The sequence below is a fragment of the Escherichia sp. WS1265 genome, from assembly GCF_046487585.1.
GTDB classification, from domain to species: domain Bacteria; phylum Pseudomonadota; class Gammaproteobacteria; order Enterobacterales; family Enterobacteriaceae; genus Escherichia; species Escherichia coli.
Genome location: NZ_JBJQJE010000001.1, coordinates 237,045 through 257,429 on the forward strand (window position 1 = coordinate 237,045; position 20,385 = coordinate 257,429).

General features: G+C 51.9%; 20 protein-coding genes. 6 read left to right on the forward strand and 14 right to left on the reverse strand.

Annotated elements, in window-relative coordinates:
- Positions 1 to 23: 23 nt before the first annotated feature.
- From pncA to sppA, 3 genes are all read right to left on the reverse strand, one after another.
- Positions 24 to 665, reverse strand: a complete 642-nt coding sequence (gene pncA / locus ACJHX3_RS01195) for a bifunctional nicotinamidase/pyrazinamidase (protein ID WP_001135079.1) — start codon at positions 663 to 665, stop codon at positions 24 to 26.
- Between the two features lie 10 nt (positions 666 to 675).
- Positions 676 to 1,692, reverse strand: coding sequence for an asparaginase (ansA, locus tag ACJHX3_RS01200; RefSeq protein ID WP_001170162.1), 1,017 nt, complete (start codon positions 1,690 to 1,692; stop codon positions 676 to 678).
- A 164-nt stretch (positions 1,693 to 1,856) separates the two neighbouring features.
- Entirely contained in the window at positions 1,857 to 3,713 is a 1,857-nt protein-coding gene (gene sppA / locus ACJHX3_RS01205) for a signal peptide peptidase SppA (protein ID WP_094308299.1), read from the reverse strand.
- A gap of 160 nt (positions 3,714 to 3,873) precedes the next feature.
- Here sppA and ACJHX3_RS01210 point away from each other — a divergent pair, with 160 nt between their 5' ends.
- The 4 genes from ACJHX3_RS01210 to ACJHX3_RS01225 all read left to right on the forward strand — a co-directional run bounded on the left by ACJHX3_RS01210 (position 3,874) and on the right by ACJHX3_RS01225 (position 8,715).
- Complete coding sequence (locus ACJHX3_RS01210; RefSeq protein WP_094308300.1) at positions 3,874 to 4,425, forward strand: NAD(P)H nitroreductase; 552 nt, start codon at positions 3,874 to 3,876, stop codon at positions 4,423 to 4,425.
- A gap of 116 nt (positions 4,426 to 4,541) precedes the next feature.
- Positions 4,542 to 5,585, forward strand: a complete 1,044-nt coding sequence (gene selD / locus ACJHX3_RS01215) for a selenide, water dikinase SelD (protein WP_001295485.1) — start codon at positions 4,542 to 4,544, stop codon at positions 5,583 to 5,585.
- 4 nt (positions 5,586 to 5,589) lie between these two features.
- Positions 5,590 to 7,548: a DNA topoisomerase III gene (topB, locus tag ACJHX3_RS01220; RefSeq protein ID WP_094321988.1), complete on the forward strand. Its 1,959-nt coding sequence runs from the start codon at positions 5,590 to 5,592 to the stop codon at positions 7,546 to 7,548.
- Positions 7,549 to 7,674: 126 nt separating this feature from the next.
- Positions 7,675 to 8,715: a DUF1266 domain-containing protein gene (locus ACJHX3_RS01225; protein ID WP_094308302.1), complete on the forward strand. Its 1,041-nt coding sequence runs from the start codon at positions 7,675 to 7,677 to the stop codon at positions 8,713 to 8,715.
- Between the two features lie 116 nt (positions 8,716 to 8,831).
- Here the strand turns inward: ACJHX3_RS01225 and gdhA are convergent, their stop codons facing one another.
- Positions 8,832 to 10,175, reverse strand: a complete 1,344-nt coding sequence (gdhA, locus tag ACJHX3_RS01230) for an NADP-specific glutamate dehydrogenase (protein ID WP_024216554.1) — start codon at positions 10,173 to 10,175, stop codon at positions 8,832 to 8,834.
- A gap of 235 nt (positions 10,176 to 10,410) precedes the next feature.
- On the opposite strand from gdhA, the gene ACJHX3_RS01235 reads away from it, so the two are divergent.
- The gene (locus ACJHX3_RS01235; protein ID WP_000085240.1) at positions 10,411 to 10,683 is read left to right on the forward strand and encodes a YnjH family protein; all 273 of its coding nucleotides are present in this window, start codon (positions 10,411 to 10,413) and stop codon (positions 10,681 to 10,683) included.
- Here ACJHX3_RS01235 and nudG read toward each other — a convergent pair.
- The gene (gene nudG / locus ACJHX3_RS01240; protein WP_025210556.1) at positions 10,649 to 11,056 is read right to left on the reverse strand and encodes a CTP pyrophosphohydrolase; all 408 of its coding nucleotides are present in this window, start codon (positions 11,054 to 11,056) and stop codon (positions 10,649 to 10,651) included. The two genes, ACJHX3_RS01235 and nudG, sit on opposite strands and share 35 nt — an antisense overlap.
- Before the next feature lie 86 nt (positions 11,057 to 11,142).
- Between nudG and ACJHX3_RS01245 the strand changes: the two genes are divergently transcribed.
- Positions 11,143 to 11,763, forward strand: coding sequence for a CDP-alcohol phosphatidyltransferase family protein (locus tag ACJHX3_RS01245; protein WP_094308303.1), 621 nt, complete (start codon positions 11,143 to 11,145; stop codon positions 11,761 to 11,763).
- An 8-nt stretch (positions 11,764 to 11,771) separates the two neighbouring features.
- Here the strand turns inward: ACJHX3_RS01245 and ynjE are convergent, their stop codons facing one another.
- The 9 genes from ynjE to xthA form a co-directional block, all read right to left on the reverse strand.
- Positions 11,772 to 13,079, reverse strand: a complete 1,308-nt coding sequence (gene ynjE / locus ACJHX3_RS01250) for a thiosulfate sulfurtransferase YnjE (protein ID WP_094308304.1) — start codon at positions 13,077 to 13,079, stop codon at positions 11,772 to 11,774.
- 66 nt (positions 13,080 to 13,145) lie between these two features.
- Entirely contained in the window at positions 13,146 to 13,799 is a 654-nt protein-coding gene (locus tag ACJHX3_RS01255) for an ATP-binding cassette domain-containing protein (protein WP_094308305.1), read from the reverse strand.
- Complete coding sequence (locus tag ACJHX3_RS01260; RefSeq protein ID WP_094321989.1) at positions 13,799 to 15,334, reverse strand: ABC transporter permease subunit; 1,536 nt, start codon at positions 15,332 to 15,334, stop codon at positions 13,799 to 13,801. The genes ACJHX3_RS01255 and ACJHX3_RS01260 overlap by 1 nt, the downstream gene beginning before the upstream one ends.
- Positions 15,307 to 16,473: an ABC transporter substrate-binding protein gene (locus ACJHX3_RS01265; protein ID WP_094308307.1), complete on the reverse strand. Its 1,167-nt coding sequence runs from the start codon at positions 16,471 to 16,473 to the stop codon at positions 15,307 to 15,309. Before ACJHX3_RS01265 ends, ACJHX3_RS01260 begins: the two co-directional genes overlap by 28 nt.
- A gap of 9 nt (positions 16,474 to 16,482) precedes the next feature.
- A complete protein-coding gene (locus ACJHX3_RS01270; RefSeq protein ID WP_000524080.1) occupies positions 16,483 to 17,031 on the reverse strand; it encodes a carboxymuconolactone decarboxylase family protein in 549 nt (182 codons plus the stop codon).
- Positions 17,031 to 17,738 (reverse strand): TVP38/TMEM64 family protein, encoded by a 708-nt coding sequence (locus tag ACJHX3_RS01275; RefSeq protein ID WP_094308308.1) that lies wholly within the window; start codon positions 17,736 to 17,738, stop codon positions 17,031 to 17,033. The genes ACJHX3_RS01270 and ACJHX3_RS01275 overlap by 1 nt, the downstream gene beginning before the upstream one ends.
- A 13-nt stretch (positions 17,739 to 17,751) precedes the next feature.
- Entirely contained in the window at positions 17,752 to 18,429 is a 678-nt protein-coding gene (gene ydjY / locus ACJHX3_RS01280) for a lipoprotein YdjY (protein WP_042097578.1), read from the reverse strand.
- 4 nt (positions 18,430 to 18,433) lie between these two features.
- Positions 18,434 to 19,144 carry a TVP38/TMEM64 family protein gene (locus ACJHX3_RS01285; RefSeq protein ID WP_042097577.1) on the reverse strand — a complete coding sequence of 237 codons (711 nt, stop codon included), beginning with the start codon at positions 19,142 to 19,144 and terminating at the stop codon, positions 18,434 to 18,436.
- Positions 19,145 to 19,310: 166 nt separating this feature from the next.
- The gene (gene xthA, locus ACJHX3_RS01290) at positions 19,311 to 20,117 is read right to left on the reverse strand and encodes an exodeoxyribonuclease III (RefSeq protein ID WP_042097576.1); all 807 of its coding nucleotides are present in this window, start codon (positions 20,115 to 20,117) and stop codon (positions 19,311 to 19,313) included.
- Positions 20,118 to 20,385: the final 268 nt, after the last annotated feature.

A 20,385-nucleotide genomic window follows, 5' to 3' on the forward strand; every position in this document is an offset into this window, starting at 1 on the left:
CAGAATTGTAGGCCAGCATAAAATTACTCCTGCGTCTCTTCCCAATCTGCCAGCGTATATAGCGTTGCCCCAGCTGCTGACATCTCCATAAACGCGTGCGCACTGTCCTGTGGCTGGATATTCACGCCACGACAACCATCGGTAATCACATTAACCTTATAACCTAACTGTAACGCGTCCAGCACGGTAAACTTCACGCAATAGTCAGTAGCCAGGCCCATAATGATCAATTCATCGATTTCATGATCGCGTAACCAGTCATCGAGCGTGGTTTTCTGCCGACGGCCGTTATCAAAAAAGGCACTGTAACTGTCAACTAAAGGATTTTCGCCTTTATGGAACACCGCTGCGATCGCTTTTTGGTTCAGTAACGGATGTAATTGTGCGCCTTCACTGTTCTGTACACAGTGATCTGGCCAGAAGGTTTGTGGCAAACCGTCGAGTTGGCCTGGCGTATAAGGCTCTACACCGTGCTGACTGGCAAAACTGCCGTGATTCGCCGGGTGCCAGTCCTGACTGGCGATAACCGCTTCACCGCGCGACTGGCACCAGTCAATCAGGCGGTTAGCGACATCCACCGTACTGTCACCTTCCGGCACGGCGAGCGCGCCACCAGCACAGAAATCATTTTGTAAATCGACCAGTAACAGGGCGCGAGGGGGCATTGCAGTCTCCTTAATCATCCGGCGTCAGTTCGCCGCGCAGGTTTTGGCTCATGGCCTTGCGAATGGTTTCAGTATCCAGTTCCTGGCTAAGCAGGTAATGCAGTTTGGTTAGTGTGGCTTCTACAGTCATATCTGCACCGCCAATAACGCCGGCATGGGCGAGGGCGTTACCGGTGGCATAACCACCCATGTTCACTTTACCGGACATACATTGTGTCAGGTTGACTACCACAATACCGCGATCGCTGGCTTCTTGTAATTCTTGCAGGAAGGCTTTGTTTTGTGGCGCATTACCCACGCCATATGAGCGCAGAATCAATGCTTTCACCGGTTGGCGCAGAAAATTGCGCACGACGTCAGCAGAAATCCCTGGATAAATCGTCACTACGCCAATCGGTTGTGGGGTGATTGGATGAACGATTAATTCCCCTTCACCGTGCGGGGCGGGTGGCGTATTCAAACGACGAATATGGATACCTGCTTCCAGTAACGGAGGAAGGTTTGGAGAGGCAAACGCATCAAAACCATCGGCATGGGCTTTGGTGGTACGGTTGCCACGATAAAGTCGATTATTAAAAAAGAGAGTTACTTCGTTGATAGGATAATTCGCCGCAACGTACAACGCATTCAGCAGATTAATTTGTCCGTCAGAGCGTAACTCAGCTAGCGGGATTTGTGACCCTGTCACAATAACCGGTTTACCGAGATTTTCGAGCATGAACGACAGCGCAGAGGCGGTATATGCCATCGTATCGGTGCCGTGCAGAATGACAAAACCATCATAGTCGTCATAGTGCGCTTTAATATCTTCAGCAATATGCTGCCAGTCTTCTGGCGTCATATCTGAAGAGTCCATCAGCGGCGTATATTCATGAATGGTGAAATCTGGCATCTCCGGGCGATGGAATTCCGGCATCAGCGCCAGTTGGCGTTGTAGATGACCTGACACCGGAATATAACCCTGCTCGGAACGCTGCATCCCGATGGTCCCGCCCGTGTAGGCGACGTAAATTGATTTCTTTTGCATGATATTGATATGAATGATATCGAAAGAGCAAAAGTATATACGTGAGGCAGGGGGAGCGCACCTGATACTATGCGGATAAGGAAATATGGGGCGAGACAGCGGGAAGAGGATTCGTCGAGGTAAAAAAATGTGGCCGACGATCTGTCGGCCACTCAGTACAAGACTTAACGCACGTTGGCGCAGGTCAGGCAAAACGCATAACGGTTTTGTGGGTCGTTAAACGCGGCCAGCTTGTCGCTTTCACTTTTAACGGTAGAGGCTACCGAGGCCAGCGGTGCAGGTAACATGGCCTGGAACGCATCTGGCAACATTGCCCGGACAGAACCAGACATGTTGTCCATCACTTTGTCGAAGAAGGTCGGTTCATCAACGTAGTATTCCAGATGCCACTGTTTCACTTTTGCCAGCTCTGCTGCTTTGGCGACCGCATCATCGAAATCACCGAGACTATCGACCAGCCCGTTAGCTTTTGCATCCTGACCGGTCCAGACGTGGCCCTGGGCGATTTTATCAATCTGCTCCGGCGTCGAATGACGCGCATCAGCAACCAGCGTGATAAAGCGTTTATAGCCATTCTCAATGCTTAACTGCATCATCTGCTGCGCTTCCGGCGGCAGTGCCTTGGTGATAGAAACATCCGCCAACGGTGAAGTTGATACACCATCAGTATGAACACCTATCGAATCCAGACTATTTTCTACGGTGGTGATCACGCCGAAGATACCGATAGAACCGGTCAGGGTGCTGGGGTTAGCCACAATGTAATTAGCTGGCGTGGAAATCCAGTAACCACCAGATGCCGCCATACCGCCCATCGACACAACCACAGGTTTACCCGCTGCCCGGGCTGCTGCCAGTTCAGCGCGAATCACTTCGGACGCGGTAACGCTGCCACCTGGGCTATTAACACGCAGAACAATCGCTTTCACTTTCGGGTCAAGGCGAGCGTCGCGGATTTGTGCCGCAGTGGTATCACCGCCAACATTCCCCTGAGTTTCCTCGCCATCCATAATTGCGCCATTAGCGAAGACGACACCGATGCTGTCACCGGTATCTGCCGGCGTTTTCAATGCGTAATCGTAATAACTGATGGCGCGATAATTTTTATCAGTCTTGCTCCAGCCGAACTCTTTGGTCAGAGTTTTTTCGATTTCCGCACTCGATGCCAGTGCATCGACCAGCTTGTTTTCCAGCGCATATTTCGCGGTATCGCCACCGGTTTTGGTTAAACCCTCAAGCAACCCTTGCGCGCCAGGGAATACCTGCTGAGCAGGGATCTGCCGGTTAGCGGCAACAGTATTCAGATAGTTTTGCCACAGCTCACCAATCCAGCGGCTGTCAGCTTCGCGGGCTGCCGGTGACATATCATCACGAATAAACGGTTCAACGGCAGATTTATACGTACCCACGCGGAACACATGGGTGGAAACTTTCAGCTTATCCAGTAACGATTTGTAGTACAGACCGTTGGTGGCAAAGCCGTGCAGATCAACCACGCCTTGCGGAGACAGCCAAATTTTATTGGCGAAACTGGCGAGATAATATTGCCCCTGGCTGTAGTTCTCGCCTATGGCATAAACTGGTTTCCCGCTGTCACGAAACTCTTTCAGGGCTTTGCCGATGTACTGCATAGACGGCTGGTCGCCGCCTGCGAAGTTTTTCAGATCCATCACGATACCGGTGATATTGCGGTCGTCCTTCGCCTGGCGAATGGTGTTGACGATATCAAACAGTGAGTTTTCCTGCAGACGATCGGAACTGGCACCAAGTAGTTGGCGGCTTAATTTACTAAACCGCTGAGAACTGTCGGGTTTATCGACGATCACACCAGATATGTCCAGCAGCAGCGCGCCACGACTGGCCGTTTCTTTCGAATCACCACCACTGACCTGCATCCAGATCCCCACACCAACCAGCACGAGAAAAATAAAGAACAGGTTAAGTACCATTTCACGGACGAAATTCAGCAGACGCCACGTCCATTTAAAAAATCCGGCAATAAATCGCCAAAGGGTTCGCATGTATTCTCCCAACTTAAGGTCACACCTGTCACAGGCGCAATAGATGTGGTTATCGTAATGACCCAACCGGCACTTGTCAGCAGGAATTGCGGACTGTGCTGTAACAAAATCCACTCTCGTGTTAATTTTGTGAATAAATATCACGACAGGAGTTAATCAAATGGATGCACTCGAACTATTGATCAATCGCCGTAGCGCCTCCCGCCTGGCTGAACCCGCGCCAACGGGTGAACAACTGCAAAACATCCTGCGTGCGGGTATGCGTGCGCCGGACCATAAGTCCATGCAACCGTGGCATTTTTTTGTGATTGAAGGGGAAGGGCGCGAGCGATTCAGCGCTGTACTGGAGCAGGGGGCGATTGCTGCCGGTAGTGATGACAAAGCTATCGACAAAGCGCGTAATGCGCCGTTCCGCGCACCGCTCATCATAACGGTGGCGGCAAAATGCGAAGAGAATCATAAAGTCCCGCGCTGGGAACAGGAAATGTCTGCGGGATGCGCGGTCATGGCGATGCAAATGGCAGCAGTTGCCCAGGGGTTTGGCGGCATCTGGCGCAGTGGCGCATTAACTGAAAGTCCGGTAGTGCGTGAAGCATTCGGTTGCCGTGAGCAGGATAAAATTGTCGGTTTTCTCTACCTCGGCACGCCGCAGCTGAAAGCATCTACGTCGATAAACGTCCCGGACCCGACGCCGTTTGTAACTTATTTCTGATAATTGTCGCGAAACTGTCTGGATTGTGAGCAAAGGCGTAGGAATTCAGACACTCTCACTTATCACTTCACGGAATGAGGGTTACCATACCCGGATTGCATTGACAGGAGATGTCCATGAGCGAGAACTCGATTCGTTTGACCCAATACAGCCACGGAGCTGGTTGCGGCTGTAAAATTTCCCCAAAAGTATTGGAAACCATCCTTCACAGTGAGCAGGCGAAGTTTGTTGATCCGAATTTGCTTGTGGGTAATGAAACCCGCGACGATGCGGCGGTGTACGATCTGGGCAATGGTACCAGCGTTATCAGTACCACCGACTTCTTTATGCCGATCGTTGATAATCCTTTCGATTTTGGCCGCATTGCGGCGACTAACGCCATCAGCGATATCTTCGCGATGGGGGGCAAACCGATTATGGCGATTGCGATCCTCGGCTGGCCGATTAACAAACTTTCCCCGGAAATTGCCCGCGAAGTAACCGAAGGTGGACGCTATGCATGCCGTCAGGCGGGTATTGCGCTGGCTGGCGGTCACTCCATCGATGCGCCGGAGCCGATTTTTGGTCTGGCGGTAACGGGGATCGTACCGACCGAGCGAGTGAAGAAAAACAGTACCGCACAAGCCGGATGTAAACTGTTCCTGACGAAACCGCTGGGGATCGGCGTTCTTACCACGGCTGAGAAAAAATCACTGCTGAAACCAGAACATCAGGGACTGGCGACGGAAGTGATGTGCCGGATGAACATCGCAGGCGCGTCCTTTGCCAACATCGAAGGCGTAAAAGCGATGACCGACGTTACGGGCTTTGGTCTGCTGGGGCATTTAAGCGAAATGTGTCAGGGGGCTGGTGTGCAGGCGCGCGTCGACTATGAAGCGATCCCGAAACTGCCGGGGGTTGAAGAGTACATTAAGTTGGGCGCAGTGCCTGGCGGCACCGAACGTAACTTTGCCAGCTACGGTCATCTGATGGGTGAAATGCCGCGTGAAGTGCGCGATCTGCTGTGCGATCCGCAAACTTCTGGCGGTCTGCTGCTGGCGGTCATGCCGGAAGCAGAAAATGAGGTCAAAGCTACAGCCGCCGAGTTTGGCATTGAACTGACGGCGATTGGCGAACTGGTGCCAGCGCGCGGCGGTCGTGCCATGGTTGAGATCCGTTAATTCAATGCGGTTGTTTATTGCCGAAAAACCGAGTCTGGCGCGCGCCATTGCTGATGTCCTGCCCAAACCGCACCGGAAAGGCGATGGCTTTATCGAGTGCGGTAATGGTCAGGTGGTGACCTGGTGTATCGGTCACCTGCTTGAGCAGGCGCAGCCAGACGCCTACGACAGCCGCTATGCGCGCTGGAATCTTGCTGATTTGCCGATTGTCCCGGAAAAGTGGCAATTACAGCCCCGACCCTCCGTGACCAAACAACTTAATGTCATCAAACGCTTCCTGCATGAAGCCAGCGAAATCGTTCACGCCGGTGACCCGGATCGCGAAGGGCAATTACTGGTGGATGAAGTGCTGGACTATCTGCAACTGGCACCGGAAAAGCGCCAGCAGGTGCAGCGTTGCTTGATAAACGACCTGAACCCGCAGGCGGTTGAGCGGGCGATCGACCGTCTTCGTTCCAACAGTGAGTTTGTGCCGTTGTGCGTTTCTGCGCTGGCGCGAGCCCGAGCCGACTGGCTGTACGGCATCAATATGACCCGCGCTTACACCATTCTCGGTCGCAATGCGGGTTATCAGGGCGTACTTTCCGTGGGACGCGTGCAGACGCCCGTACTCGGACTGGTGGTGCGCCGCGACGAAGAGATTGAAAACTTCGTGGCGAAAGATTTCTTTGAAGTCAAAGCGCATATCGTGACACCTGCCGATGAGCGGTTTACCGCTATCTGGCAACCGAGCGAAGCGTGTGAACCTTATCAGGATGAAGAAGGGCGCTTGTTACATCGTCCGCTGGCGGAGCATGTGGTCAACCGCATCAGCGGCCAACCGGCTATTGTCACCAGCTATAACGATAAACGGGAATCAGAATCCGCACCGCTGCCGTTTTCGCTTTCGGCGTTGCAGATTGAAGCGGCAAAACGCTTTGGTCTGAGCGCGCAGAACGTGCTTGATATCTGCCAGAAGTTGTACGAAACGCACAAGCTAATCACTTATCCGCGTTCCGATTGTCGCTATCTGCCGGAAGAGCATTTTGCCGGACGCCACGCAGTGATGAATGCCATCAGCGTTCATGCACCGGGGTTGTTACCGCAGCCAGTGGTCGATCCAGATATACGCAACCGCTGCTGGGATGACAAAAAGGTCGATGCGCACCACGCCATCATCCCGACCGCACGGAGTTCTGCGATCAACCTGACGGAGAACGAAGCGAAGGTCTATAACCTGATTGCCCGTCAGTACTTGATGCAGTTCTGCCCGGATGCGGTGTTCCGCAAGTGTGTTATCGAACTGGACATTGCCAAAGGCAAATTTGTCGCTAAAGCCCGTTTTCTTGCTGAAGCAGGCTGGTGCACACTGTTAGGCAGCAAAGAGCGCGATGAAGAAAACGACGGCACGCCGCTGCCTGTGGTGGCGAAAGGCGATGAGTTGCTGTGTGAAAAAGGTGAAGTGGTAGAGCGGCAAACCCAGCCGCCGCGCCATTTTACCGATGCAACACTGCTTTCAGCGATGACCGGGATAGCACGTTTTGTGCAGGACAAAGATCTGAAAAAGATCCTTCGTGCGACCGATGGTCTGGGGACAGAAGCGACTCGCGCCGGGATTATTGAACTGCTGTTCAAGCGAGGCTTCCTGACCAAAAAAGGGCGCTATATCCACTCCACCGACGCCGGAAAAGCATTATTCCATTCGCTGCCAGAGATGGCGACGCGACCGGACATGACCGCGCACTGGGAATCGGTGCTGACGCAAATCAGCGAAAAGCAGTGTCGCTATCAGGACTTTATGCAGCCGCTGGTGGGGACGCTGCATCAGCTAATTGATCAAGCCAAACGTACGCCGGTGCGGCAGTTTCGCGGCATAGTGGCTCCGGGCAGTGGCAGTGCTGATAAGAAAAAGGCGGCTCCGCGTAAACGTAGTGCGAAAAAAAGTCCGCCAGCAGATGAAGCCGGAAGCGGGGCGATAGCGTAAGCGCGCGAATCTTTCGTGCTATTCGAGTCTTATTCTGAAATATCCAGCGGATCAAGAAAATTCGTTGGATATTTTTTTGCATGGATAAAATTATCGCCTCTAAAGTATGTAATAACAGGGAATGTGATGAAAAAAGTTTTATTACAAAACCATCCTGGGAGCGCGAAGTATTCTTTCAATGGCTGGGAAATATTTAATAGTAATTTTGAACGGATGATTAAAAAAAATAAGGCCATGCTGCTTTGTAAGTGGGGGTTTTATTTAACAGGTGTTGTCGCTGTAATGTTTGTATTCGCAGCGATAACATCCAACGGTTTGAATGAAAGAGGACTGATTACCGCGGGATGCTCTTTTCTTTATCTATTAATTATGATGGGGCTTATTGTTCGGGCCGGTTTTAAAGCAAAAAAAGAACAACTGCATTATTATCAGGCTAAAGGTATTGAGCCGCTCATTATCGAGAAATTACAGGCGCTACAATTGATCGCACCTTATCGATTCTATCATAAGCAATGGTCTGAAACGCTGGAGTTCTGGCCGCGAAAGCCTGAGCCTGGCAAAGATACCTTTCAATATCATGTGCTTCCTTTTGATTCGATCGATATCATCAGTAAAAGACGCGTGTCTTTAGAGGATCAATGGGGTATCGAAGATAGCGAAAGTTATTGTGCCTTAATGGAGCATTTTCTTTCTGGCGACCATGGAGCCAATACCTTTAAAGCGAACATGGAGGAAGCCCCAGAGCAGGTTATCGCCTTGTTGAATAAATTTGCTGTTTTCCCCTCTGACTATATCTCTGATTGCGCTAATCATTGCTCCGGTAAATCCTCGGCGAAGCTAATATGGGCGGCGGAATTATCATGGATGATCTCGATATCGAGCACAGCTTTTCAAAACGGGACAATTGAAGAAGAACTGGCCTGGCATTATATAATGCTTGCTTCTCGAAAGGCGCACGAGTTGTTCGAAAGCGAAGAAGATTATCAAAAAAATAGTCTAATGGGATTTCTTTACTGGCATATCTGCTGCTATCGCAGAAAGTTAACGGATGCTGAACTTGAAGCGTGTTATCGTTACGACAAGCAGTTTTGGGAGCACTACAGTAAGAAATGCCGTTGGCCCATCAGAAATGTTCCCTGGGGAACATCATCCGTTAAATACTCATAAACGCCTGAAATTTTGCCGGGGGCGCTGCGCTTGCCCGGCCTACATTAGAGCGTAATTTCAATGAATTGTGCCCAATTGTAGGTCTGATAAGCGTAGCGCCATCAGACATTTACAACTTAAATCACACCCTGCGCCAGCATCGCATCGGCAACCTTCACAAAACCGGCAATGTTCGCGCCCTGCACGTAGTTGGTTTGCTCACCTTCACCACCATGCTCAACACAGGCATGGTGGATATCCAGCATGATGTGATGCAAACGTGCGTCAACTTTCTCGGCTTTCCAGCCCAGGCGCGCAGCGTTTTGTGCCATTTCCAGGCCCGATGTTGCTACACCGCCAGCATTAGCCGCTTTACCCGGTGCAAACAGTACGCCTGCCTGCTGGAACAGTTCAGTCGCTTCGATGGTGGTCGGCATATTTGCCCCTTCGGCGACGGCTTTAACTCCATTGGCGATAAGCTGATGCGCGGCGTCAACATCCAGTTCGTTCTGGGTGGCGCAAGGCAGGGCGATATCAACTGGTACAGACCACGGCTGTTGGCCTTCGAGATAGACCAGACCAAATTCTATGGCGTAATCTGCCACTCGACCATCGCGGCTGGCTTTGATTTCGATAAGACGTGCCAGTTTCTCTTTCGTGAATCCGCTTTCATCAACTACAGTGCCACTGGAGTCTGACGCAGTGATCACACGAGCACCAAATTCCATCGCTTTTTCGATAGCGTATTGGGCGACGTTGCCGGAGCCAGAAACGGAAACGCGCATTCCTTCAAAACCCATACCGTGGCGTTTTAGCATTGCTTCGGTGAAATAAACCAGACCGTAGCCGGTAGCTTCCGGGCGAATAAGACTGCCGCCAAATGAAAGGCCCTTACCGGTGAAGACGCAGGCGGTATTGTTGGAGAGCTTTTTCATCATCCCCGCCATAAAGCCGACTTCACGACCACCAACGCCGATATCACCTGCCGGAACGTCGGTATCCGCGCCCAGATGACGATACAGTTCAGTCATCAGCGCCTGGCAAAAACGCATCACTTCACCTTCGCTTTTTCCTTTCGGATCGAAATCGCTGCCGCCTTTACCACCGCCCATCGGCAGAGTAGTCAGGGCATTTTTGAAGGTTTGTTCGAAGCCGAGGAATTTGAGAATGGAGAGATTAACTGACGGATGGAAGCGCATACCGCCTTTGTACGGGCCGATGGCAGAGCTGAACTGCACGCGCCATGCACGGTTGACCTGTACCTGGTTGCGATCGTCAACCCATACCACGCGAAACTGGATCACGCGCTCCGGTTCAACCAGACGCTCCAGTAATGACATCTGGCGATATTTTGGATTTTGTTCAAGAAAAGGCCAGAGTGTGGTCATTACTTCACGAACGGCTTGCGCGAACTCGGTTTGATTCGGGTCGCGCTTTTGGACATGGTTGAGGAATGACTCCAGAGAATATGTCTGATCCATAGATATAAAACCCTTATATATTAATACGATTGTGCTTATGTTGTTTATGTCATGTGCTTTTGCAGTTTTCGACTATACCATCAAGAATGTGACGGTAAGCAAGAAAAAAATGACCCAGGAAAGCAAATTAATAACGAGAGTAATCTCATAACCAAATGCGATAACTCAGACGCTAAAGTTTTGCCACCCGGCTACCGTTATCAGTAGCAGAGACAATAACGTTAAGGAGTTCCCTGTGAGTCGAGCATTGTTCGCCGTAGTATTAGCATTTCCATTAATTGCACTGGCTAACCCGCATTATCGTCCGGACGTGGAGGTGAACGTACCGCCAGAAGTGTTCAGTTCAGGCGGGCAGTCAGCGCAGCCCTGTACTCAGTGCTGCGTTTATCAGGATCAAAATTATTCTGAAGGGGCGGTAATTAAAGCCGAAGGAATACTCCTGCAATGCCAGCGGGATGACAAAACCCTTAGCACTAATCCGCTGGTCTGGCGGCGCGTAAAGCCATAAACGCCTCTAATAGTGGAATGTCAGCAGGGGCCAGCGGATATTGCAGCGCCTCTTCAGGTGAGCACCAGACCAGCGCCTGATGTTCATGTGCCTGTAACGTCCCGTGGAAGTCGGGTACGTGCCAGGCATGAAGATGGATAATCCGCCCCGACACTTCTCGCTGATGGCTGGCAACATAGTCACCAACAGTTGCTTCGATGCCCAATTCTTCGCGTAACTCACGCACCAGCGCCTGCTGCTGGCTTTCATCCAGCTCGACTTTACCACCGGCAAACTCCCATAATCCCGCCTGATCGCTATGCGCGGGGCGTTGCGCGAGTAAAATTTTGCCATCACGTTCGATGATGGCGGCAACAACTTCAACCATTTTCATAAATTACACACGGGTAGATAAGCGAAAAATGCCATAATATCCGCACTGTTGCTCAATCAGAAAGGCTTTATATTTAAGGAGTGCCTGTGCTAGACCGCCATCTTCATCCCCGGATTAAACCGTTGTTGCATCAGTGCGTGCGGGTTCTTGATAAACCGGGCATTACGCCAGATGGTTTAACATTAGTGGGATTTGCCATCGGTGTGCTGGCACTGCCGTTTCTGGCGCTGGGCTGGTATCTGGCGGCGCTTGTCGTCATTTTGTTGAACAGGCTGCTTGATGGTCTGGACGGTGCGCTGGCGCGGCGCAGAGGACTTACCGACGCGGGCGGCTTTCTCGATATTTCTCTCGATTTTCTCTTTTACGCGCTGGTGCCGTTTGGTTTTATTCTCGCTGCACCAGAACAAAACGCGCTGGCCGGAGGCTGGCTGTTGTTTGCGTTTATCGGCACGGGCAGCAGTTTTCTCGCCTTTGCTGCGCTGGCGACGAAACATCAGATTGATAATCCCGGTTATGCGCATAAATCGTTTTATTATCTTGGCGGGTTAACCGAAGGCAGCGAGACGATTTTGCTGTTTGTTCTGAGTTGCCTCTTTCCGGCCTGTTTTCCGTGGTTTGCGTGGGTATTTGGTGCGCTGTGTTGGATGACGACCTTTACGCGGGTGTGGAGTGGGTATCTGACGCTGAAGTCGCTCCAGCGTCAGTAATTGCAATGTTATTTGCTGCTGTCCGGGCCGCGTTCACCGGTTGCTACCGGATTTTTTGGATCGCTGCTCCATTCGTACCAGCCGCCGTCGTAAACGGAGACGTTATTCCAGCCCATTGCTCGTGCGTACATAAAGGTTTCGGACGCGCGCCAGCCGGTGCCGCAGTAGAATGAAACTTGCTGATCTGGTCTGATATTCCATGCTTTCCACATAGCCGTAATATCATCGGCGCTGCGCATGGTGCCATCCGGGTTATGGAAATCTTCCATATGCGTCGAGTCGCTACCTGCGTGTCCCCAACGTGCTCCGGCTATTTCACCTTTTGGTTTAATATAGCTGTAACCGCTGGTCGTACCGATAAATTCTGGCCACGAACGAATGCTCACCAGCGATGCATCCTGGCGATGCAGCAGTCCACGCGCCTGTTCCATATCAAGCATCAGTTGCGGTTGTGCCGGGATCTTCACGCCGAAATCCGGTTCCGCTTTCACTTTCGGTGGCGTTCCGCGCTCAACGGGCAGACCCGCGTCGGACCAGGTTTGCCAGCCGCCGTCCAGCAGGCGCACATCTTTCACGCCAGCGTAGAGCATAATTTGCGCCACACGCGCTGCAGCGTATACGTCACGCCCGTACAGAATGACCGTGGTGTCATGGCGAATGCCGTGTTTTGCCAGCATCGCTTTTAGTTGTTCATCAGAAACTTTGTTCCACAGCGGTTCGCTTTCCACTTCGTTGGTATCGATGTAGTCAGCGCCGGGAATATGGCTGATAAGGTAAAGCTTAGGAGCGCCCCAGGCCGCTTCAATGACTTTCCAGTCACCGGCAGGTTTCGCCGTAACCTCTTTACCTTGTTGCAGGTCGTGCAGCCATTGCGGATAAACCAGCTGCTCAAAATGCGGCAGTTTTTGCAGACGGGAAGGTTCGCTTAGCGCGTCACTCAGAATGGAGATATGCGTAAAACCTGCTTTTTGCAGTCGCGTTTTGACGGCGTCGACATCTTTGTCATTACCGTACAGCGCCACCGGAGCATCGGCTTTCAGGTTATGTTGCTTGATCCACGCGTTAAGCTGTTCGGTGCTCATTTTGTCGAGCCAGCTAGCAGAGAGGTTTAAGGCGGCAGGTTCATGACCAGAAGGGCCATTTAAGGTTTGTGGCCAGCCGTTATAAAACGCGCTGGGGCGAGTATCTATCGCTTTGCCATTTTGTTGTTGAAGCTGGTCAAGTGTAAGAGGCTTCGCCAGTTCAGCGGCCCACGAAGAAGCGCAAGCCAGCCCTAAAGCCATTGCCAGCGCGGTCATTTGAGAAACACGTTTCATCGAAAATCCCGACATTGTAGTTTTGAGTGCGCCATTCTGAACTGACGCATTGGGAAAAACTTTGCGTTATCGCAGTTTGTTGTAATTTTCTGACCACTGCGCCATATCCAGAACAGAACTATCAGCAGGAACATCCTGGAGATCGTGCGTTACCTGAACGACGGGGATCGCCAGGGCGCGAACTTCGCTGAACACCCACTGGCGAAAATTATCGCGCAGAGCCACATCAAGACGGCTGAATGGCTCATCCAGGAGTAACACTTTTGGTTGGGCGAGAAGGGCACGTAGTAGAGCAACGCGCGCTCGCTGACCGCCAGACAAAGTGGCAGGATCCTGATGGAAAGCTCCCTCAAGGCCTGAACGCTCAAGTGCATCATTCACGGCATTACGTCGGGCATTCCCTTTAAGTGTCGCCGGTAGCGCCAGCAGTAAATTTTGCCCGACGCTGAACTGGTCAAATAACAGTGCATCCTGGAAAAGAATGCCAATCTGACGCTGTGCGGTGGGTAGCATGTCAATCCGTTGCTCATTAAGCCATAGCTCCCCTGTACAAGAAAACTGTCCGGCCAGCGCACCAATCATCCACGAAAACAGAGTGGATTTTCCACAGCCAGACGGCCCCATTAACGTGACAATGTCACCTTTATCTACCGTAAAGTTAACGTTTGTCAGCAAGCGGCTTTCTGGTAAACGTAGCGAAACATTTTTCACGCAGAGCATTAGCGGAGTCCTTGTCTGGCATAACCTACCCATTTTGCGACTAACGCGGTCAGGGCAAAAATAATAAGCGGCAACAGTAGTTGCCATAAAGCCTGGGCGGCGAGAATACCGTTGCTGCCGCCGCTGCTTAATGCCACCGCTTCAGTGGTGAGCGTCGGAAAACGCCCCGTGCCCAGCCACAGCGTCGGCATATACTGTGCAATACTGACTGAAAATCCCACCGCGAAGACAATCAGCGCAGGGCGCAACATGAGTGGGCATTTCACGTAAAAGAAGATTTTGGCCCGCGACCAGCCCAGTGTTTGCGCAATCAAAATTAACCGTAAATCAATGCGCTGCCAGGCGGGTTGCAGGATAAACAGCATCCACGGCATTACCCACAGCAGATGCCCCCAGACCACCGCCGTCCAGCTCCCATCCAGGTTCAGCCATAGCGCTAGCGTGTACTGGCCCGCCACCAACGGCAGAGCGGGTAATAAAATGGGCAACCATAGCCACAACCGGCGACGCTTTGCCCCCCATTCCAGCCACAGCAGTAACAGGACCAAAGCGATGAATGCCGCCACCAGCCCCATTGTCAGGCTGTTGATGAGCGCTTCACTATTGATCGTCGACTGATCCGCGAGGATCGCCAGCAGAACCACACACAGTACACCGGTTAAGGGTAAAAAACTCGCCAGCGTAATGCCTGGCAATAAAGGCGTGGCAGGCTTACGAACGCCATCTACGCGGGGAATAGTACGCCGCCAGCTACGCCATAGCAGATAGCCCAGCAAAACGTAGGCGGCGAGTAACAGCATCAGCAGCAGGCTGGCGAGTGCGCCTTTCGCTTGTTGATCGGCGTCGCCCTGAGTTAACCACTGCCAGCTAATTACTGCCAGCGTCGGGGGATTACCTGGCCCAAGGATAATCGCCACATCCACGACCGACAGCGACCAGGCGACAATCGCCAGCATCGCCATTGCCAGCGCAGGCGCGACGGAGGGCAACAGCAGCCAGTTCAGGCATTGCCAGCGGCTGTAGCCCAGCGAATCCAGCACAATGAGTTGCTGCAACAGCCGTTTTTCGCTCAATACTGCCGCTAAGATCCACAATAGAAATGCGCTTTCTTTCACCGCCAGCGTGAAGCCCAGCCCAATACCCAATTTGTCCATTGGCGGAGTGAAATATGGGAAATAGTCATAAAGCAGCCCTCCGTCAGCAAAGAGCAGAAGGGCGCTGGTGGCAAAAGCCACATGGGGAATGGCGAGCAGCCACGGCAGACGGGCGCACATACGCTGCCATTTCGGCCCTGGCCACAACGCCACAATCACCAGCAGGGCAATCAACAACGCCCCGACCGCCGCGATGGTTGTCGACACCAGCGTTGCCATTAATGCCTGCGGTAACTGTGGATCGGCAAATAACGCCTGCCAGTGTGTCAACGACAAAGCAGGCGATATCAGCGTGAGAGCTGCCGGGATCAGCGGTGCATAAATCACCGCCATCATCGCCCACAGCAAAAAGATTAATGCGTACCGTAACGGTGTAGCCATTCTTGTTCCAGCGCATTTACCCAACCTGCGTGCGGTTCAGCCAGTACCGGCGGCAGATCCTGCGGCATTCTCGATTGCAATGTTTCGCGCTGCCCGTCAGGCAGTTTTTGCGGATCGAGAACAGAAGGATCGCCCCAGACAGCGGGATCTGCTTTACGCAGTTGCGCATCGGGTGAGAGCAGGAAATTGGCAACTACCTTCGCCGCAGCACTGGCATTCGCGTTGGCAGGAATGGTGACAAAATGCACGTTGCCAATCATCCCCTCGTTAAAACCAAAACTGTAACTGCTTGCCGGCAAATCGCCACTGGCGATTTTTTGCTGCGCATGCGCGGGGTTAAAGGTCAGCGACAGGCGCAATGTGCCAGCTTTCAGCAGAGCATCCATCCGCGCGGGCGAAGGTGGGAAATCCTTTCCTTCGCGCCACAAATACGGATGCAGTGCATCAAGATATTGCCACAAGGGCGCAGTGACGCGGGCGAAAGTCGCATCGTCCGGCGCTTCTTTTAATGCTGTGGGATCTGGCGTTAGCATAATCAGCAACTGTTCAAGAAACGCCGTGCCGGTAAAGTCTGGCGGGCGCGGATAGGTAACCGTACCAGGGTTGGCTTTAGCAAACTCCAGTAAGGCTTGCGGCGTTTGTGGTGGCTGTGGCGTAACATCGCGGCGGGCGATAAACGTCAGTTGTGCGCCCCCCCAGGGCGATTCAGCCCCTTCTGTAGCCACTGAAAAATCTTCCCGCACCGGCAGCTGTGTGTCGACATAGCGCCAGTTGGGCAGAGTCTCCGCCCAGCCCGTTTGTAATAAATTGGCCTCTTTTAAGGTGCGGAAGTTTTCGCCGTTCACCCAGAGCAGATCCACCGAGCCGCCCGTTTTACGTCCGGCAGCAGCTTCGGTCTGAATGCGCTTCACCGCGTCTGCGGCATCCGCGAGACGAACAATCTTCAGGTTTATAGCGTAATGGGTTTTCATCTCGCCGCTAACCCAGTCGAGATAGCGGTTAATTGCGGTATCGCCGCCCCAGGCGTTAAACCAGACGGTTTGCCCTTTGGCCTCATTTTTAATTTCCTGCCAGTCACTGGCATGTGTTGCCAAAGAAAACAGCGATAACAATCCCAGCAACCACCCACAATGGCGCATCTTCCCTCCTTAAGAACGTTTTTCCGGAATACGGCACAGCCCCTGAGCGGGAATGTCCATGGCAGAATTAAAACGAGCCGACAGGTTTTGCAGGCCGATCAATGCCGTCAGTTCGGTGAGCGCCTGAGCGTCAAAATGCGCAGCCAGTCGGGTGCGCAGGGCATCATCGACTGTTGGCGGTGTGACGCTTGCGGCTTCGGCGTACTCCAGCGCCAGCCGTTCTTCATCGCTAAAGAGCGGGCTTTGCCGCCAGTCAGCCACTGCCAGCAGTTTATCGGTGCTGCCGGTACGCTCGGCGACTTTCATACTGGTGATATCCACGCAAAACTCACACAGGCACATTTGCGCAATGCGCGCGCTGACAAGCGATCGCACTACTGGATCGAGCGGTGAGCGTTTGCGCTCCAGCCAGCCGACAAACATCGACACCAGATAAAAGATAAACGGGATCCGCCCCCACCAGCGAATCGGGCTTAGCACCTCGCCGTAATGGCGACGATGCAGCCACGCCTGCGGACGTAAAATGAAAGGAATTTTGCTAAGCGGCGGTAAACCCATCAGGCATTCCTCTTCTGGCGCTCAAGCCATATTTTCTTCGCCATAAAAATCACCACGGTCAGGGCAAACAGAATAAACAGTCCGGTGACAAACCAGAAAGTACCGCCTGTTAACATGCTGCCCGCCCAGGAATAAACAATAGTCGCTGGTAACTGACCAAGCCCGGTGGCGATAAAAAACGAGCGAAAACGTATTGAAGTCAAACCGGCAGCATAGCTTACGGGATCAAAAGGCACAAAAGGCAATAATCGGCATACCAGAATGGTGTGTTTACCATAGCGGGTAAAAAAGCCGTCCATACTGTCAAGTACGGTTTTGCCGGTTAATTTTTCCACCACTTCGCGGCCCATCACTCTGGCGATAAAAAAGCACAGCGCCGCGCCGGCCATCGAACTGGTCCACGACAGTAAGCCGCCCCAGAACGCACCAAACAGCGACGCATTGGCAAAGGTGATCAAAAACGCAGGTAGCGGTGCAGCAATGGCCTGTAAAATCATCAACAAGAACGAGACAACTGCCGCTAGTGCGCCGTAAGACTGAATAAAGCGTTCTATACCCTGTTGGTCCACGGCGGCAAACGCCGCAACGCTGCGATTGATAAACTCATGGACGCCGGGAAGCAGCGCCCATGCCAGCAGCACAGCGAACAACAGGATGATGAGGGTTATACGGTAGTACCAGATTTTACGCGATTGCATCTTCATCATCCGTTATCCTGCTTTATTCGGTGATTTTAAAGGTAACCGTTGCCAGCGTGTTATCCGCCGGGAGAACTGAGGCATTGCCTTTGAATTTCACTTCGCCGCGTTTTTCCACCGCACCATAAGTGTATGTTGCATTGCTGACGATGCCGACCGGGCAGCTATCCAGACACACCAGGCAACCCGTTTTCTTCTCTTCTGCTGCCGTTAAATTACCGCCAAAGCGCATGTCCAGTTTCTTACCATTACTGTCAACAATCACTTCATCGAAGGAATACGCTTTTGCCGCCCCTTGCCAGTTGACCGAAATATCCAGTTTGCTGCCTGTGACATGAGTCGTTTCTTTATTATCCATCGTCATGTTTTCGCCCGGCGTACCACCTGCCTCTTTCAGGGCTTCATAAAATGCTTTCGGGGTCGCATAACCCATAAACAGCGATTTATGTCCGTTGGAGCCATCTTTAAACACAATACCGTGACGAGTGTCGTCGGTGAGGAAACGACCATTAATTTGCACCAGCATGGTTACCGTATGGTTATTGGCATCGACACGCAGCGGTTGGCTGTTCGAAAGTCCGTCGTATTCCACTTTTGCAGCAGCATTCTCTTTTTGATCGCAGCCGCTAAGCCCGGCAACAGCCAGTAAGCAGAGTGCAGCCAGTCCTTTTTTCCATGACGCTGAATAATGTTGCAACATCGTTCTATCCTTCATTTTTGGGGTGAGTAAGTGGGCTGCGGCGCGAAGCAGACAGATCCACATGTTTGTGTCGGGCATAGAGTTTGGCGAGCTGGACGAGAATAAACAGCGCCATGCCCGCCAGACAGAGTTGTAATATAAAGCGCAGCGTAATGCCTTCATTGGCGAGATCGCTTGCCATCACGGTATAAATAACAATACCGGGCAGAGTCGTGAGTGCTGAAATAAGGGTATAAGGCCAGAAGGCGATTGTGGTTAATCCGTAAGCGTAATTTTGAATATTGTAAGGAAACAACGGGATTAAGCGGGTCAGAATAAGAAAATCAATACCGTTACGCGCAATGCCTTTTTCAATGGCCTTAAAAGTATGGCTATGGCCCACATATTTCAGCAGTAAATCACGCCCCAGCCAGCGCGCCAGCAGGAATGAGCACGAGGAGGCCAGCGTGGCGGCAATTAATGAGAGTAGTGTCCCTAAGAACGGGCCAAAAACTATTCCTCCAGCGATCACCAGTATGCTTCCTGGTAACAGAAAGAGGGTGGCAATGATGAATAACAGAATATAGAGGCTATAGCCGAACAATCCGCTCTGGCGAATGAGTGTCTGTAAGTGGGGTAAATCGGTGAGCAGATCGAATAAACCGAAAGCGTGGATAGCGTAAATGAGCAGCGCAAAAATAAGACAGGCAAAAAGAAATTTACGCTCAGCGTTCATCGTGGAGTTTCCTATATCAAACTTGATAATAGAGAAGTGGTCAGACAACTAAAAACGCAGTGACGGTATAACAAAGGGCGGCAGGCAACAAATCATTACTGACAGTTTGTTGATTTTTCTCAAGGTTAATTCTCCTGACCCAGTTTGAGCCAGGAGAACAGCTAAATTAGCGGCGGAAGGTCGCCCAGACGGGGGCGTGATCGGACGGTTTTTCCATGCTGCGGATTTCATAGTCGATGCCAGTTTCTACGCAACATTCTGCCAGCGGTTGGCTGGCGAGAAGCAGGTCGATACGCAGACCGCGGTTATCGTCAAAACCTTTTGAGCGGTAATCAAACCATGAGAAACGATCGGCTGTTTGCGGATTCGCATGGCGGAAGGTATCGACCAACCCCCAGCTCATCAGTCTCTCCATCCATTCGCGTTCTTCCGGAAGGAAAGAGCATTTACCAGTCCGCAGCCAGCGTTTGCGGTTCTCTTCGCCAATGCCGATATCCAGGTCGGTGGGGCTGATATTCATATCGCCCATAATCAGCACCGGATTTTCGCGCTTAAGTTCGGTTTCGAGATAGTTTTGCAGATTCTGATAAAACTGCGCCTTTGCCGGGAATTTTATCGGATGGTCGCGGCTTTCACCCTGCGGGAAGTAACCGTTGATCACGGTAACATTGCCCAGCGTCGAGGGGATTTCAGCCATAATAATTCGCCGTTGCGCCTCTTCGTCATCACCCGGAAAACCGCGACGCACGGCAATCGGTGTCTCTTTGGTCAGCAGCGCCACGCCATAATGGCCTTTCTGCCCGTGATAAAACACGTTGTAGCCGAGCTTCGCCACCTCTTCGAGTGGAAACATATCGTCATGAACTTTTGTCTCCTGCAGGCCAATCACATCCGGTTGGTGCTTTTCGACGATGGCTTCAAGCTGGTGAGGTCTGGCGCGCAGGCCGTTGATATTAAAAGAGACAAATTTCATAGTCGCTGCCATTTATTCAGATAAAGAGTGCGTGGATGGTAGCAGAATTTCGCTTTGCTTACCGCCTGTTGTTAAATGATTTGATCGATGGTTGTTAATGATGTCAACGATGGCGCAAAAAATGCCCGCTTTTGGTGCGCGCTGCGTCAGAATGGCGCAGTAATTTCCAGTAAATTTCGTCAATGATCACAATTCCAGAATTATATTTTACTTCTGCATAACATTGCGTTTTTTATTCTTTTTATTCACCCACATCGCAAACGTATTC